This window comes from Sphingopyxis sp. QXT-31, assembly GCF_001984035.1.
In the GTDB taxonomy this organism is placed as follows: Bacteria; Pseudomonadota; Alphaproteobacteria; order Sphingomonadales; family Sphingomonadaceae; genus Sphingopyxis.
In genome coordinates this window covers 2726763-2741749 of sequence record NZ_CP019449.1, presented here as the reverse complement: position 1 = coordinate 2741749, position 14987 = coordinate 2726763, and the positions used below count along the sequence as shown (strand labels likewise).

The following is a 14987-nucleotide window of genomic DNA, read 5'->3' as shown; positions in this document are numbered from 1 at the left end:
GGGTGGGTAGGCTCGTCCGGGCTCGATGCCCGGTCGAGGCTCTGGCCCGCCGAGAAAGAGCAAAGGCGGCGAGGCATCGAGCCTCGCCGCCTTTTACCCAACCCTAGCCCCTCCCTTGCAGGGAGGGGGAGGGCATTAGCTCAGAGCTGTTCCAGCATATGGTCGGCGCTCGACACCTTGAATTCACCCGGCGCCTCGACGTTGAGCTGTTCGACGACACCGTCGTTGACGATCATCGAGAAGCGCTGGCCGCGCTTGCCCATGCCGAACGCCTTGCCGTCCATGGTCAGGCCCACGGCTTCGGCGAAATCGCCATTGCCGTCGGCGAGCATCGTCACCGCGCCGCCGGCATCGCCGTTCTTGCCCCACGCGCCCATCACGAAGGCGTCGTTGACCGCAGTGCAGACGATCTCGTCGATGCCCTTGGCCTTGAGCTCGTCGGCCTTGTCGACGAAGCCCGGCAGATGTTTGGCCGAGCAGGTCGGGGTGAAGGCGCCGGGGACCGAGAAGAGCGCGACCTTGCGGCCCTTGAAATAATCGGCGGTGCTGACCTGTTCGGGGCCGTTTTCGGTCACCTTGACCAGCGTCGTTTCGGGCAGCTTGTCTCCGGTCTGGATCGTCATCGTCGGCATCCTTTTTCGTTTGAGGGGATTTGGATCGGCGCAGACATTGGTTGGCGGCGGGCCGGAGTCAAGCGCCACGGAGGAAATCGGGCGGTGGAGAAAGCAGGCAAAGGACTGGACCCCGAACGCCCCGCGGGGCAAGACGGGGGCATGGATAACGCGCCTCCCTGGTTCACCGGCCAGCTGCTGCTGGCATTGCCCGGAATCGGCGACCCGCGCTTCGAACATTCGGTGATCGCGATGATCAGCCACGACGAGGACGGCGCGATGGGGATCGGCATTTCCGACCCGATCGATGGGATGACCGTCGGGGCGGTGCTCGACCAGCTGGAAATCGCGCACGACGGCGTGATGCTCGATATGCCCGTGTTTCTCGGCGGTCCGGTCGAACAGTCGCGCGGTTTCGTGCTGCACAGCAGCGACTGGGGCGGCGAGGGCGCGATCGAGGTGGCGGGGCGCTGGACCGTGTCGAGCTCGCACGACATCCTGCGCGCGATCGGCGAAGGGCGCGGCCCGTCGCGCTGGCTGGTCGCGCTGGGCTATGCCGGATGGGCCGGCGGGCAGCTCGAGGACGAAATGGTGCGCCACGGCTGGCATGTGACGCCGGGGAGCGATGCCTTGCTGTTCGATACGCCCCCCGAAGAGCGCTGGCAGGCGGCCTTTGCCGAGGCCGGGATCGATGCCCGGTTGCTGACGACCGAAGGCGGCGAGGCGTAATCAACTTCGTCATCCCGGCGAAGGCCGGGATCCCGCCGGTGCGCCAAGATACAGGTCGAGATCCCGGCCTTCGCCGGGATGACGATATTCTTTTATCGCCGGAAGATTATTGCGCCAGCGCGAGCAGCGGGCGGCCCTCGTTGAGGTTCGCGAGTGCGGTGCGCGCGGCCCAGCGCGAGTCGACGTAGCGGCCGTTCGCCAGTTCGAGATCGTAGCGGATCGGGCTGCCGAGCGCCGCGGTATAGGCGGCGGCGGCATCGTCGGTGCGACCCAGACGCGCATAAGCGGTGCCGAGGTTGATCAGCCGCGACGGGTCGCGTGCGTCGAGCTTGGTTTCGCCTGTCAGCTTGGCGACGGCGGCGCGATTGTCGCCGGCCTTGAGTTCGGCATAGGCGACGGGCAGCGCTTCCGAATCGGCCTGCGGACCCGTCACGACGATGATCGATTGCGCGCCGGCCGGGGTCGCGAGAGCAAGGGCGACGAGCGGCAGCAGGATTTTTTTCATTTGTGGTATCTCCCCGAAAACTTAGGTGGATTTTCTGCCTACCTTGAAGAAAAGTCAATATTTCGAGCCATTTGTAACACTGCTGTCACAAAGCTGGAATAAGCTATTCGCTAAGGCGCATTATAAGTCAGGATTTTCAGAATCTTGGCCGCGGCGACTCGCTGTCACATTCGTGATCGGCGAACTGTCACAATTGCGCCCGCCGAAAGTTTATTTTCGCTGCCGCGCGGTTTTGCGGCGCCTGAGCCGTGCCCGCGCTGCGGGATTCGCGGCGGCCCGGTCGTACGCCTGACGCCTCGGCGAACCGCGCTGGACATACGATATAAAGAAAAGTTTATATTTGATCGGCGACGGGGTTTCGGCTAGGGCGCGCACGATAATTTCGTGGCCGCTCGCCTGCGGTCGTTTTTGCCAACTATGGAGAATCCCCGTGGCCACTCTCGCCGCCGACACCCGTGACTATGTCGTTGCCGACATCGGTCTTGCCGATTTCGGGCGCAAGGAAATCAACATCGCCGAAACCGAAATGCCGGGCCTGATGGCGCTGCGCAGCGAGTTCGGTGCGGCGCAGCCGCTGAAGGGCGCGAAAATCGTCGGCTCGCTGCACATGACGATCCAGACCGCGGTGCTGATCGAGACGCTGACTGCGCTCGGCGCAGAAGTCCGGTGGGCGACGTGCAATATCTTCTCGACGCAAGACCATGCCGCCGCCGCGATCGCCGCGTCGGGCGTGCCGGTGTTCGCGGTAAAGGGCGAGAGCCTCGCCGATTATTGGGACTATGTCGGCCGCATCTTCGACTGGGGCGTCGAGGACGGCACCACCTGCAACCTGATCCTCGACGACGGCGGCGACGCCACCATGTTCGCGCTGTGGGGCGCAAAGCTCGAGGCAGGCGAAACCATGCCGGCGCCCGAGAATGAGGAAGAGATCGAGATGCAGCGCGCGCTGAAGGCGTTCGTCGCGGCGAATCCGGGCTACCTCACCAAGACCGTCAAGGCGATCAAGGGCGTGTCGGAAGAAACGACGACCGGCGTCCACCGCCTCTACCACATCGCGAAGAAGGGCGAGCTGCCCTTCCCCGCGATCAACGTCAACGACAGCGTCACCAAGTCGAAGTTCGACAACCTCTACGGCTGCAAGGAATCGCTCGTCGATGCGATCCGCCGCGGCACCGACGTGATGCTGGCGGGCAAGGTCGCGACCGTCGCCGGCTTCGGCGACGTCGGCAAGGGCTCGGCCCAGTCGCTTCGCAACGGCGGCGCGCGCGTGCTCGTCACCGAAATCGATCCGATCTGCGCGCTGCAGGCAGCGATGGAAGGGTTCGAGGTCGTGTCGATGGACGAGGCCGTCCAGCGCTCGGACATCTTCGTCACCGCGACGGGCAACGCCGACGTCATCACCGCCGAGCATATGGCGGCGATGAAGAATATGGCGATCGTCTGCAACATCGGCCACTTCGACAGCGAGATCCAGATCGCGGCGCTCGCCAACTACAAGTGGACCGAGGTCAAGCCGCAGGTCGACCTCGTCGAATTCCCCGACGGCAAGCAGATCATCATCCTGTCGAAGGGCCGTCTGGTGAACCTCGGCAACGCGACCGGCCACCCGTCGTTCGTGATGTCGGCGAGCTTCACCAACCAGACGCTCGCGCAGATCGAGCTCTGGACCCGCAGCGAGCAGTATAAGAACGACGTCTACGTCCTGCCCAAGCATCTCGACGAAAAGGTCGCGGCGCTGCACCTCGAAAAGCTGGGCGTGCACCTGTCGAAGCTGAGCCAGAAGCAGGCCGATTACATCGGCGTGCCGGTCGAGGGTCCGTTCAAGCCCGACCATTATCGCTATTGATCTGTCCGGCCTTGGCGCGAAAAAATATTCGCGCAGAGGCGCCGAGAGCGCAGAGAAAAGAGGGAGGGCGGCTTTTGCCGCCCTCTTTTATTCTTTCGCCGCAGGCTGACCGCAAAATCATGAGCTTCTCGGCGGTCTCCGCGTCTCTGCGCGAATCCTTTTCCACAGCCGCGCGCCAGTCAGAAGGCCGTACGCGGCGGTTGGCGATGACATGCGATTGAAACATGACTCCATCGTCTTTACGGCTGGCGGGCATGGCAAGGGCGTCGGCGGCGGAAATGCGGGAGCGTGACGGAGGATGAGCGGCACGCTGTCCCCGACCCTGACCTTCGCGCTCGGCGGCTTTGCGGCGCTGTGGCTGATGCTCGGCATCTGGGCCGCGGGGCGCGGGCTGGCGATGCAGCGGCGCTCGGCCTTTGCCGCGGCGCAGACCGAGCGGCTCGCGAGCCTGGTCGAGGCCTCGCCCTATCTGCCCGTCGTCGTGCGCGGCGACTGGCGCATCGAGGCGAGCGAGCGGCTCGGCCGCTGGCTGGGGCTCGAACGCGGTCCGCGCAACTTCGACGAATTGCGCGGGCTCGGCGCAGGGATCGAGGCGAGCGAGCATGAGGCTTTGCGCCAGGCGATCCTCGGCGCGCAGCGCGGCGCCAAGCCCTTCACCATGACGCTGCGCCCGCAGGGCGGGTCGCGCACCATCCTCGTCCATGGCGGCCCCGCGCCGACTGCCATCGGCAGCGCGGGCAGCGTCCTCCTGTGGCTCGACGATGCGACCGACAGCCTCGCCTCGCAATTCGCGCTGAAGCGCGAGCGCGACGAAGCGATGGCCGCGTTCGACGCTTTGTCGGGGCTGATCGAGGTCGCGCCCTTCCCGATGTGGTTCCGCGATCCGCGGCTCGACCTCGCGCTCGTCAACCTCGCTTATGTCAAGGCGGTCGAGGCGCCCAACGCCGCGGCGGTGATCGAGCAGGGGATCGAATTGCTCGAACCCGTCGCCGGGGTCAGCGCCGCCGAGGCCGCACAGGCGGCGCGTGTCGCGGGCGCCGCGCAGCTCCGCACGGTGCCCGTCACCATCGCCGGCGAGCGGCGCATCATGCGGGTCGTCGACGTCCCGCTGGCGCCCGCGGGCGGGCCGCCGATCGGCATCGCGGGCTATGCGATCGACGTGCAGGAACTAGAGAGCGAGCGCGGCGCGCACCGCCGCTTCGCCGACACCCAGCGCGAATTGCTCGACCGGCTGTCGGCGGCGGTGGCGCAGTTCGATGGCGAACAGGCGCTTGTCTTCGCCAACCAGCCGTTCCGCCGGATGTTCGAGCTCGACAATGACGCGGTGGCCGAGGCGCCGCCGCTCGCGCGGCTGCTCGACGCGTGGCGCGAGACCGGACGGATCCCCGAGGTGCGCGACTATCCCGAATGGCGGCAGGCGCATGTCGACTGGTTCGCCAGTGCCGAGGCCAATGAGGAAGACTGGCTGCTGCGCGACGGCACGCATCTGCGCGTCGTGGCGCAGCCGACCCCCGACGGCGGGCTGCTGCTGATCGCCGAGGACCGCACCGAGCAGGTCCAGCTGGCGGGCGCGCGCGATACCCTGCTGCGCGTACGCACCGCGACCTTCGACAATCTGTTCGAGGCGATCGCGGTGTTCGCCCCCGACGGCAAGCTGCACCTGTGGAACCAGCGCTTCCGCCGCCTGTGGGGCGTCGACGAGCCGACGCTCGCGGCGCATCCGCGCGTCGATGCGCTGATGGGCGGGCTCGCCGACCGGCTCGCCAAGCCCAACCAGATCAGCATCGTGCAGGAGGTGATCCGCGCTGCGACGATGGAGCGCACCCAGCGCGCGGGCGAAATCCTCTTCCGCGACGGGCGCCATTTCGATTTCGCGGCGATCCCGCTGCCCGACGGCAATGCGCTGCTGATCATGCTCGACGTCAGCGACAACCGGAAGATGGAGGCGGCGCTCCGCGACCGCAACGAAGCGCTGGAGGCGGCCGATAAGGTGAAAACCGCCTTCCTGTCGCGGATGAGTTACGAGCTGCGCACGCCGCTCACCTCGATCGGCGGCTTCGGCGAGATGCTGCAGGCGGGTTATGCCGGCAAGCTCGGCGATCAGCAGCGCGTCTATGTCGACGCGATCATGGATTCGGTCGCGGTGCTCTCGCGCCAGATCGACAATGTCCTCGACCTCGCACAGGGCGAGGCGGGCATGCTCGCGGTCGAGCTGGCGCCGGTCGACGTTGCGACCCTGCTTCAGCGCGCGCTCGACGAGGCGGGGCCCTTTGCGGCGAGCCAGGGCGTCGAGCTGGTCGGCAATATTGCGGCGGGACTGGGGTCGATCCAGGGCGACGCCGCGCGGCTGTCGCGGCTCGTCGCGGGGCTGCTCGACAATGCGGTGCGCTACACCGCGCCGAACCGCAAGAAGGGCGGCCGCGTGCTGCTCCACGCGGAGGGCGATGCCAAGGGGATCGACATCATCGTGTCGGACAACGGTCCGGGCCTGCCCGAGGCGGTCGTCGCGCTGACCAAGGGGCGGCAGGCGGGCACGCAGAGCGGCGGCATCGGCCTCGCGCTTACGCGCCAGCTGGTCGCGGCGCACCGCGGCACGATGGAGGTGATGAGCGAGAAGGGGCAGGGGACGCTGGTGCGCGTGAGCCTGCCGCGCGGCGCATGACCGAATACCGCTGCGATTATACGCTGGCCGAGGCCGAGCGCATTGGCGCGGCCATCGGCGCCGCGCTGGCGCCGGGTGATGTCGTGCTGCTGTCGGGCGATCTCGGCGCGGGCAAGACGACGCTGGCGCGCGCGATGCTGAAGGCGCGCGGGCTGGCCGGCGAGGCGCCGAGCCCGACCTTTGCGATCGTCCAGCCCTATGCGCCGCCCGAGGTCGACCTGCCCATCGCGCATGTCGATCTCTACCGGATCGAGGACGAGGCGGAGCTGATCGAGCTGGGGCTCGACGACTATCTCTATGACGGCGCGTTGCTCATCGAATGGCCCGAGCGGCTGGGCGCCGATGGTTGGCCCGGCGCGCTGTCGATCCGGATTTCGGGGAGCGGCAACGCGCGCGTCTTGACAGCCGCGGTGCCGACGTCTTGGGGGAGCCGATGGCCGCTCCGATGATTCCGCCCGCTTATGCGCCCGCCTTCCTTGCCGCGCATGGCTGGGGCGGCGCCGAGATATTGCCGCTCGCGGGCGATGCCTCCTTCCGCCGCTATTTCCGTGTCGTTGATGGCGATCGCCGTGCGGTGCTGATGGACGCGCCGCCGCCCGAGGAAGATCCGCGGCCCTTCATCGCGGTCGCCGAATTCCTCTGCGACCAGGGGCTCAACGCGCCGACGATCTTCGCGCGCGACCTCAAGCGCGGGATGCTGCTGATCGAGGATTTCGGCGACGTGCGGTTGCGCGAGACGGTCGACGCCGCGCTGCACCGCGAAGGGGAATATTACGCGGGTCTCACCGACCTGCTGGTCCACCTCCACGCCCGGCCGCCGATGGGCGGGCTGCCGGTGCACGGGCTCGACCAGTGGCTGGACGAGCTGATGCTGTTCAGCGACTGGTATTGCCCGGCGCTGGGACTGGAGGTCGACCGCGACGCCTTCCGCGCGGCGTGGCAGGCGGCGCTGCTGCCGGTCGAGACCGACGGGCTGCCGCGCGTCACCGTGCTGCGCGATTTCCATGCCGAGAATATCATGCTGGTCGAGGGCCAGGAGGGCGCCCAGCACTACGGCCTGCTCGATTTCCAGGACGCGCTGGTCGGTCATCCCGCCTATGACCTCGCCTCGGTGCTCGAGGATGCGCGGCGCGACGTCACCCCGGCGGTCGAGGCGGCGATGCTTGCGCGCTACCAGGGGGCGACCGGCCGTAATATCGAGGACGCATACTGGGCGCTCGCGGCGCAGCGCAACACGCGCATCCTGGGGGTGTTCGTCCGGCTGTGGAAGCGCGACGGCAAGCCCGGATACCGCCAGTTCCAGCCGCGCATGTGGGGGCTGCTCGAACGCGACCTCGCGCATCCCGCGCTCGCGGCGGTGAAGGCGTGGTTCGACGAGAATGTGCCCGCCGACAAGCGCGCGGCGGCGTGGGAAGAATATAAAGCATGACCGCGAAGATCGAAAGCGCGATGGTCATGGCGGCCGGGCTCGGCAAACGCATGCGCCCGCTCACCGCCACCCGCCCCAAGCCGCTGGTGCGCGTCGCGGGCAAGGCGCTGATCGACCATAGCCTCGACCGGATCGAGGCGGCGGGGGTCGGCCATGTCGTGGTCAACGTCCATTATCTCGCCGACGCGTTGGAGGCGCATCTCGCGGCGCAGAAGCGCAGCTTCACCATCGCGATTTCGGACGAGCGCGACCTGCTGCTCGAAACCGGCGGCGGCATGATGAAGGCACTGCCGCAGCTCACCGGCGACCCGATCCTGATCGTCAACAGCGACAATATCTGGACCGACGGGCCGCAGGACAGCATCGAGCAGCTTGCGCGCCACTGGGACGGCGAGCGGATGGACGCGCTGCTGCTGGTGATCCGCCAGGCGAGCGCGACGGGGCACGGCGGGCGCGGCGATTTCCACATGGACCCGGTCGGCCGCCTGTCGCGCCGCAAGCCCGGGCGGATCGCGCCCTTCGTCTACACCGGGGTCCAGCTCGTGTCGCGGCGGCTGCTCGTCGACGCGCCCGAGGGGCCCTTTTCGACGAACATCTTCTGGGACCGCGCGATCGCCGCGGGGCGGCTCTATGGCCTGTCGCACATGGGGCAGTGGTTCGACGTCGGCACCCCGGCGAGCATCGCACCGACCGAAGCCGCGCTGACGGATGGCTGACGCCAAGCCCACGATTTTCTCGATCCCGGTCCAGCGGGCCTTTGCCGACGCGCTCGCCGCCGGGCTGATCGCCCGCTTCGCCGACGGGGGGCTGGGGCTCGCCGAAGGGCTGATCCTGCTGCCGAGCAACCGGGCGCGTAGCGCGGTGCAGGCGGCGTTCGTGCGCGCGGGCGGGAACGGCCTGCTGATGCCGCGGCTCGCGGTGATCGGCGACGCCGACCTCGACGAGGAGGTCGCGCTGGCGCTCGACCCGATCGACGAGAGCGGAATCCTGCCGCCCGCGATCGACCCGCTGCGGCGGCGGCTGATGCTCGCGGCGCTGATCGAGCAGCACAAGCCCGTCGGCGAGGAAGCGATCACCGGTGCGGCCGCCTTCCAGCTCGCCGAAGGGCTGGCGCGCGTGATCGACCAGCTCCATTATGAGGAGGTCGCGCCCGCGCGGCTCGGTGAGATCGAAGCGGTGCTGGGCGACCTCGCGCAGCATTGGCAGGCGTCGTGGGAGCGGCTGCGTTTGCTCGTCGAGCATTGGCCAGCCGAGCTCGAACGCGTGGGGATGATCGACCGCGCCGAGCGGCGCAATCGCCTGCTCGACCGGGTGAGCCAGGGCTGGCGTGTCGCGCCGCCAGCGCGCTTCGTGGTCGCGGCGGGGATCACCACTGCGGCGCCCGCGATCACGCGGCTGCTGCGCACCGTCGCCGACATGGAGCGCGGCATGGTCGTGCTGCCGGGGCTCGACCTCGGCATGGCGGAAGAAGAGTGGGAGGCGCTGGGGCCGGTCGCCGCCGACCCCGACAATGTGGCGCGGCCACTCGAAACGCATCCGCAATATCATCTGAAGCTGCTGCTCGGCCGCATGGGCGTTGCGCGCGGCGAGGTGCAGATGTGGGAGGGCGTGTCGGATTTCGACGGCCCCGACGCGCGCGCCGATTTCGTGTCCTTGCTCTTCGCGCCGGCTGCGTACACTGCGCGCTGGCAGGAGAAGACCGACCTCTCGGCAGAGATCGCCGGGCTGTCGGGCGCCGTCTTCGCCGACGACGGGCAGGAGGCGCAGGGGATCGCGCTGATGATGCGCGCGGCGATCGAGACCCCAGGACGTACCGCAGCGCTGGTCACCCCCGACCGCGCGCTGGCCGAGCGTGTCGCGAGCGCGCTGGCGCGCTGGGACATAACGGTCGATGACAGTGCGGGGCGGCCGCTCGCGAAATTGCCGCCGGGCACCTTGCTGCTGGGGCTCGCCGAATTGGCGGCGCGTTTCGATCCGGTGCGGCTGCTGACCGTGCTGAGCCACCCGCTCGTGCGCAAGGGCGAGGCGCGGCTGCCCTGGCTCGATCAGGTCCGGCGGCTCGACCTGTTGCTGCGCGAGCCGGGGCTAACGCCGGGCTGGGACGGGGTGTCGGTGCGTCTCGCGACATTCGCCACCGACAGCAAGGCGCCGGGTCATGGCGCGGCGGCGGGGCTGCACGACTGGTGGGGCGAGCTGGTCGCGGGTCTGGGCGCGCATCTTGCGCCGCTGAGCGCCGGTGCGGCGGTGCCGCCGACGAGCCTGCTAGCAGCACTGCAGGCGGCGCTCGGCTGGCTCACCGGCGATGCGGTGTGGGCGGGGCCGGCGGGGCGGCAGCTCGCGGACCTGTTCGACCGCTGGGCGCTGGCCAAGGGCGCCGGGCCGGCGCTCGTCGCGCCGAACGATTTCCCCGCGATGCTCGCCGACCTGCTCGGCGGCGAGAGCGTGCGGCCGCCCTATGGCGGGCATCCGCGGCTGTTCATCTGGGGGCTGCTCGAGGCGCGGTTGCAGCGCGCCGATGTGATGATCCTCGGCGGGCTCGACGAAGGGCGCTGGCCGCAGGCACTGAGCCCCGACCCCTGGCTCGCGCCGGGAATCCGCCGCCTGCTCGGTCTCGCAGCGCCCGAACGCCAGCAGGGCATGGCGGCGCATGATTTCGCCGGCGCGCTCGCGGCAAGCAAGGTGGTGGTGACGCGCGCTTTGCGCAGCGGCGGCGACCCGGCGGTCGCGTCGCGCTTCTGGTTGCGGCTGAGCGCGCTCGCGGGCGAATTGCCCGCGGCGCAAATCGGCGGGCAAGTGGTGACGGCGCTGGCTGCGCTGCTCGATGTGGCGCCGGGCGATCCGGCGCCCGCGCCGCGACCTGCTGTCGTGCCGCCGCCGGAGGCCCGCCCCGATGCGATCAGCGTCACCGGGGTCGACCAGCTCGCGCGCGATCCCTTTGCCTTTTACGCGACGAAGATCCTGCGGCTGAGCGCGCTCGACCCGCTGAGCCAGGGGCCCGACGCCAAATGGTTCGGCACGCGCGTTCACAAGCTGCTTGAGGATTGGCAGCGCGCCGGGATGACCGAGGCGGCGCTTGAGAAGGAGCTGACGGCGCTCGCCGCGGATCCCGCGCTCGACGCGCTGGCGCGCGCCTTCTGGCTGCCGCGCATCGTTCCCTCGCTGCGCTGGGCGGCGGAGCGCGTCTGGGCCGAGCGCAAGACCCGCTGGCCGGTGGCGAGCGAGGTCAAGGGCGCGATGGTCGTCGATGGCATCCGGCTGCACGGCAAGGCCGACCGCATCGACCAACTCGCCGACGGCAGCCTCGCGATCGTCGATTACAAGAGCGGCGCGGCGCCGTCCGGCACCGCGGCAGCGGCGGGGCTCGACAACCAGCTCGGGCTGCTCGGGCTGATCGCCGAAGCGGGACAGGCCGACGGGCTCGACGCGGCACCGGTCGGAGCCCTCGAATATTGGAGCCTGAAGCGCGACCGGGCGAAGGGCGAGGAGGGCAAGGTGTCGCCGACGCACGGCGGGCGGCGCGCGCTGAAGACGGCCGACGAAGCCGTCGAGCGCGCCGCCAAGGCGCTTGCCGATCTCAGCGCGCGCTTCCTGCTCGGGCAGGAACCCTTCGTGCCGGGCGATGCCGGGCGGCGTTATACCGACTTCGACCAGCTGATGCGACGCGACGAATGGTTCGGGCGCGGCGACGGCGGCACGCTCGACGACGGCGGCGCGGCATGACGCGGCTCTTCGATCTCGACCCCGGCCAGAGCGCCGCGGCGAACCCCGACGACCATGTCTGGCTCGGCGCGTCGGCGGGCACGGGCAAGACGCAGGTGCTGTCGGCGCGCGTGTTGCGGCTGATGCTCGGCGGCGTGTCGCCCGAGGCGATCCTGTGCATCACCTTCACCAAGGCGGGGGCGGCCGAAATGGCGCACCGCATCCACGAGCGGCTGGCGCTGTGGGTGCGGATGGACGATGGCGACCTGCGGCTCGACCTGCGCGCGCTGGGCGCCGACTGGGAGCTGCCGGGGATCATCGACCGCGCGCGATCACTGTTCGCGACCGTGATCGACAGCCCGGGCGGCGCGATCCGCGTCCAGACGATCCACAGCTTTTGCCAGACGCTGCTCGCGAGCTTTCCATTGGAAGCGAAAATCCTGCCGGGCTTCCGTCCGCTGGAGGACAGCGAGGCGAGCGCGTTGCAGCGCGAGGTGCTCGGCAAATTGCTCGGGCAGAAGGATGCCGACGGCGAGGCCATGCGCAGCGTCGCCGCGATGCTGTCGCGGCGGATGGGGCAGGATGCGGCGATCGCCTTTCTCGTGCGCTGCGCCGCGCGTTTCGGCGGCGCCGACCAGCCGCGCATCGCGCCCAAGGCGGGCGACGTGCGCGACGCGCTCGGTCTGCCGCAGGGCGATCCGGCGACTTTCCAGATCGCGGCGCTCGAACGCGGGCTGGTCGCCGATACCGATATCGCTGCGGTCGCCTCGAGCGGGCGCGCCTGGGGGACGAAGACCGGCGATGCGCGTGCCGAACTGATGGGCGAGTGGCTGCACGCCGACCCCGCCGGGCGCGGGGCGATGCTGGCGGCGCTGCGCAGTTGCTTCGTCACCGGCACCGGCGAGTTGCGCGCCGATTTCGTCAAGGAAACGGGCAAGATGCACGATTGCCTGGGCGCCGCGACGCGCATCGTCGGCGCGGTCGATGCGCTGGTCGCGACCGCGGCGGCGATGGCGGTCGCCGACGACCTTGCCGCCGCGTGGGATCTGGGCAGCCACTTTGCCGAGGCCTATGCGCTCGCCAAGCGCGCAGCCGGGCTCGCCGATTTCGACGATCTGATCGGCATCGCGCTGCACCTGCTTGGGCGCGGCGATTTTGGCGACTGGGTGCGTTTCAAGCTCGACCAGCGCACCGACCATATTTTGGTCGACGAGGCGCAGGACACCAATGCGCGGCAATGGGCGATCGTGCTTTCGCTCGCCGAGGAATTTTTCGCCGGGCAGGGCGCGAAGGACGAGCGCGTCCGCACGATGTTCACCGTCGGCGACCGCAAGCAGGCGATCTTCGGCTTCCAGGGCACCGAGCCCGCGGCGTTCGAGGCGGCGCGAATCCGTTTCGGCGAGCGCGCGGCGGAGGGCGGACGGCCTTTCAAGGGCGTTGATCTGGTGACCAATTACCGGTCGAGCCCGGCCGTACTCGACGTGGTGGACCAATGGATCGCGGGAGGCGCAACCGAATTGATGGGGCTCGACAGCGGTGAACAACAGCCGCTGCCTTTCAAGAGCACGCATCCGGGGCGGGTCGAATTGTGGCAGCCGCTGCCGGTGGGCAAGGCGCTCGACGGTGTCGAGGAAGAGGATGCGGTCGAGGCCGAGGGCGAGGACGGCGAGGGTGCGCCGGCCGCCGACAGCCTCGCCGCCGCGAGCGATCCCGCGAGCCTGCGGCTGTCGCGCGCGATCGCCGACGAGGTGCAGGACTGGATCGCCAACGGCAAGGACGGGCGCCCCGTCGCGCCGGGCGACGTGCTGATCCTCGTGCGGCGGCGCCGCGATCTTGCGGCGCGGATCGTTGCGCGATTGCAGTCGCGCCATGTGCCGGTCGCGGGCGTCGACCGCTTCGCGCTGACCCAGCCGCTCGCGGTGCAGGATCTGCTCGCGGCGATGCGCTTTGCGGTGCAGCCGCTCGACGACCTCAACCTGTCGGCTTTGCTCGTCTCGCCCTTGTTCGGCTGGTCACAGGAAGCCTTGTTCGGCTTTGCCCATGCGCGGACGTCGTCGCTGTGGGGCGCGCTGCGCGACCGTGAGGAGGAGGTGCCGGCTGAGACCATGGCGGCGCTGCGCGACCTGCTCGGCATGGCCGATTTCACGACGCCCTTCCGCTTTCTGGACAGGATATTGTCGGGGCCGATCGACGGGCGGCGGAGACTCTATGCGCGGCTGGGGCGCGAGGCGCGCGATCCGATCGACGAACTGCTCGCGCAGGCGCTGGCCTTCGAGCAATTGGAGGTGCCGTCCTTGCTCGGTTTCCTGACCCGGATCGACGCGAGCACCGCCGACATCAAGCGCCAGACCGAGGCGCGCAGCGACGTCGTGCGCGTGATGACGGTGCACGGATCGAAGGGGTTGCAGGCGCCGATCGTCATCCTCGCCGATGCGACCGACGATCCGGCATCGAAGCGGCTGAGCTTCGACCTGTCGCTCAGCGGCTGGGACAAATTGCCCGCCTTCGCGCTCGGCAAGGAGGAACGTCACGGCAAGGTCGCCGATGCGCATGATGCCAAGGCACGCGCCGAACTGCAGGAGCATTGGCGGCTGCTGTATGTCGCGATGACGCGCGCCGAGGAACTGCTGGTCGTCACGGGCACGCGAAAATCGGACGAGCTGCCCGCCGACAATTGGCATAGCGCGGTCGATGCGGTGATGGAGAATATGGGGCTCGGCTGGGAGGATGCCGGGCCGCGCTGGGGGCAGAAGCGCGTCCACGCGGCGCATCCGAAGAAATGGGCGCGCCCGGCGAAGGCGAAGGGGCCGGTTGCGGCGCCGGTTGCGGTTCCCGACTGGGCGCATCGGCCCGCTCCCGAGGAGGCGCGCCCGCCGCGCCCGCTCGCGCCGTCGGCATTGGGCGCGGACGATGTCGCGGTGCCGCCGCAGGGGACCGCGCGCGCCGACGCGGTATCGCGCGGATTGCTGCTCCATGCGCTGTTCGAGCGGCTGCCGCCGGTGGCGCCTGCGCGGCGGCGCGCGGCGGCGCTGCACTGGCTGGGGGTGCAGGCGCCCGACTTGGGCGCGGCGGCGCATGGCGCGCTGGTCGACGAGGTGCTCGCGGTGATCGAGGACCCGGCGCATGCCGCGATCTTCGGACCGGGGTCGCTCGCCGAGGTGCCGTTGTCGGCGGTGGTCGAAGGCGCGGTGGTGGCGGGGATCGTCGATCGGCTGCTGGTCACGGATGATGCCGTGACGGTGGTCGATTACAAGACCGGGCGGCATGTCCCCGACACCGCAGCCGATGTCGCACCGGCCTATCTGCGGCAGATGGCGGCCTATCGCGACGCACTGGCGGTAATTTTTCCGGGGCGGCGGATCGATGCGGCTTTGCTCTATACTGCGGGGCCGAAATGGGTCGCGCTGGACGATTCCGCGCTCGCGCCGCACAAGCCGGGCTTGCTGGCAACCAAGGCGAATTTGCCGGGTTGAGGACTTGAGCCGGACGCGCCGACTGCCTAGCTT

At 69.3% G+C, this 14987-nt stretch carries 10 protein-coding genes; 8 read left to right on the top strand and 2 right to left on the bottom strand.

Annotation, left to right across the window (positions count from 1 at the left end; all coding sequences use genetic code 11):
• Positions 1–140: 140 nt before the first annotated feature.
• Positions 141–623, bottom strand: coding sequence for a peroxiredoxin (locus BWQ93_RS13140; RefSeq protein WP_077032402.1), 483 nt, complete (start codon positions 621–623; stop codon positions 141–143).
• 150 nt (positions 624–773) lie between these two features.
• On the opposite strand from BWQ93_RS13140, the gene BWQ93_RS13135 reads away from it, so the two are divergent.
• Complete coding sequence (locus tag BWQ93_RS13135; RefSeq protein ID WP_077030939.1) at positions 774–1340, top strand: YqgE/AlgH family protein; 567 nt, start codon at positions 774–776, stop codon at positions 1338–1340.
• Positions 1341–1446: 106 nt separating this feature from the next.
• Here BWQ93_RS13135 and BWQ93_RS13130 read toward each other — a convergent pair whose 3' ends face one another.
• Positions 1447–1845, bottom strand: a complete 399-nt coding sequence (locus BWQ93_RS13130; protein WP_077030938.1) for a hypothetical protein — start codon at positions 1843–1845, stop codon at positions 1447–1449.
• Positions 1846–2275: 430 nt separating this feature from the next.
• Between BWQ93_RS13130 and ahcY the strand changes: the two genes are divergently transcribed.
• The 7 genes from ahcY (at position 2276) to addA (ending at position 14954) form a co-directional block, all read left to right on the top strand.
• A complete protein-coding gene (gene ahcY / locus BWQ93_RS13125; protein WP_077030937.1) occupies positions 2276–3691 on the top strand; it encodes an adenosylhomocysteinase in 1416 nt (471 codons plus the stop codon).
• A 298-nt stretch (positions 3692–3989) separates the two neighbouring features.
• Positions 3990–6353 carry a sensor histidine kinase gene (locus BWQ93_RS13120; protein WP_077030936.1) on the top strand — a complete coding sequence of 788 codons (2364 nt, stop codon included), beginning with the start codon at positions 3990–3992 and terminating at the stop codon, positions 6351–6353.
• Positions 6350–6802: a tRNA (adenosine(37)-N6)-threonylcarbamoyltransferase complex ATPase subunit type 1 TsaE gene (tsaE, locus tag BWQ93_RS13115; RefSeq protein WP_077030935.1), complete on the top strand. Its 453-nt coding sequence runs from the start codon at positions 6350–6352 to the stop codon at positions 6800–6802. Before BWQ93_RS13120 ends, tsaE begins: the two co-directional genes overlap by 4 nt.
• On the top strand, positions 6787–7782 hold the full coding sequence (locus BWQ93_RS13110) for an aminoglycoside phosphotransferase family protein (protein WP_232314605.1): 996 nt from the start codon (positions 6787–6789) through the stop codon (positions 7780–7782). The genes tsaE and BWQ93_RS13110 overlap by 16 nt, the downstream gene beginning before the upstream one ends.
• Entirely contained in the window at positions 7779–8498 is a 720-nt protein-coding gene (locus BWQ93_RS13105; protein WP_077030934.1) for a nucleotidyltransferase family protein, read from the top strand. The genes BWQ93_RS13110 and BWQ93_RS13105 overlap by 4 nt, the downstream gene beginning before the upstream one ends.
• Complete coding sequence (addB, locus tag BWQ93_RS13100; RefSeq protein ID WP_077030933.1) at positions 8491–11502, top strand: double-strand break repair protein AddB; 3012 nt, start codon at positions 8491–8493, stop codon at positions 11500–11502. Before BWQ93_RS13105 ends, addB begins: the two co-directional genes overlap by 8 nt.
• Positions 11499–14954 carry a double-strand break repair helicase AddA gene (addA, locus tag BWQ93_RS13095; protein ID WP_077030932.1) on the top strand — a complete coding sequence of 1152 codons (3456 nt, stop codon included), beginning with the start codon at positions 11499–11501 and terminating at the stop codon, positions 14952–14954. The genes addB and addA overlap by 4 nt, the downstream gene beginning before the upstream one ends.
• Positions 14955–14987: the final 33 nt, after the last annotated feature.

What these genes read in the sequence shown, in the direction of transcription:
- BWQ93_RS13140 (WP_077032402.1), bottom strand. Translation starts at nt 623, where the DNA reads ATGACGATCCAGACCGGAGACAAGCTGCCCGAAACGACGCTGGTCAAG.
- BWQ93_RS13135 (WP_077030939.1), top strand. Translation starts at nt 774, where the DNA reads ATGGATAACGCGCCTCCCTGGTTCACCGGCCAGCTGCTGCTGGCATTG.
- BWQ93_RS13130 (WP_077030938.1), bottom strand. Translation starts at nt 1,845, where the DNA reads ATGAAAAAAATCCTGCTGCCGCTCGTCGCCCTTGCTCTCGCGACCCCG.
- BWQ93_RS13120 (WP_077030936.1), top strand. Translation starts at nt 3,990, where the DNA reads ATGAGCGGCACGCTGTCCCCGACCCTGACCTTCGCGCTCGGCGGCTTT.
- tsaE (WP_077030935.1), top strand. Translation starts at nt 6,350, where the DNA reads ATGACCGAATACCGCTGCGATTATACGCTGGCCGAGGCCGAGCGCATT.
- BWQ93_RS13110 (WP_232314605.1), top strand. Translation starts at nt 6,787, where the DNA reads ATGGCCGCTCCGATGATTCCGCCCGCTTATGCGCCCGCCTTCCTTGCC.
- BWQ93_RS13105 (WP_077030934.1), top strand. Translation starts at nt 7,779, where the DNA reads ATGACCGCGAAGATCGAAAGCGCGATGGTCATGGCGGCCGGGCTCGGC.
- addB (WP_077030933.1), top strand. Translation starts at nt 8,491, where the DNA reads ATGGCTGACGCCAAGCCCACGATTTTCTCGATCCCGGTCCAGCGGGCC.
- addA (WP_077030932.1), top strand. Translation starts at nt 11,499, where the DNA reads ATGACGCGGCTCTTCGATCTCGACCCCGGCCAGAGCGCCGCGGCGAAC.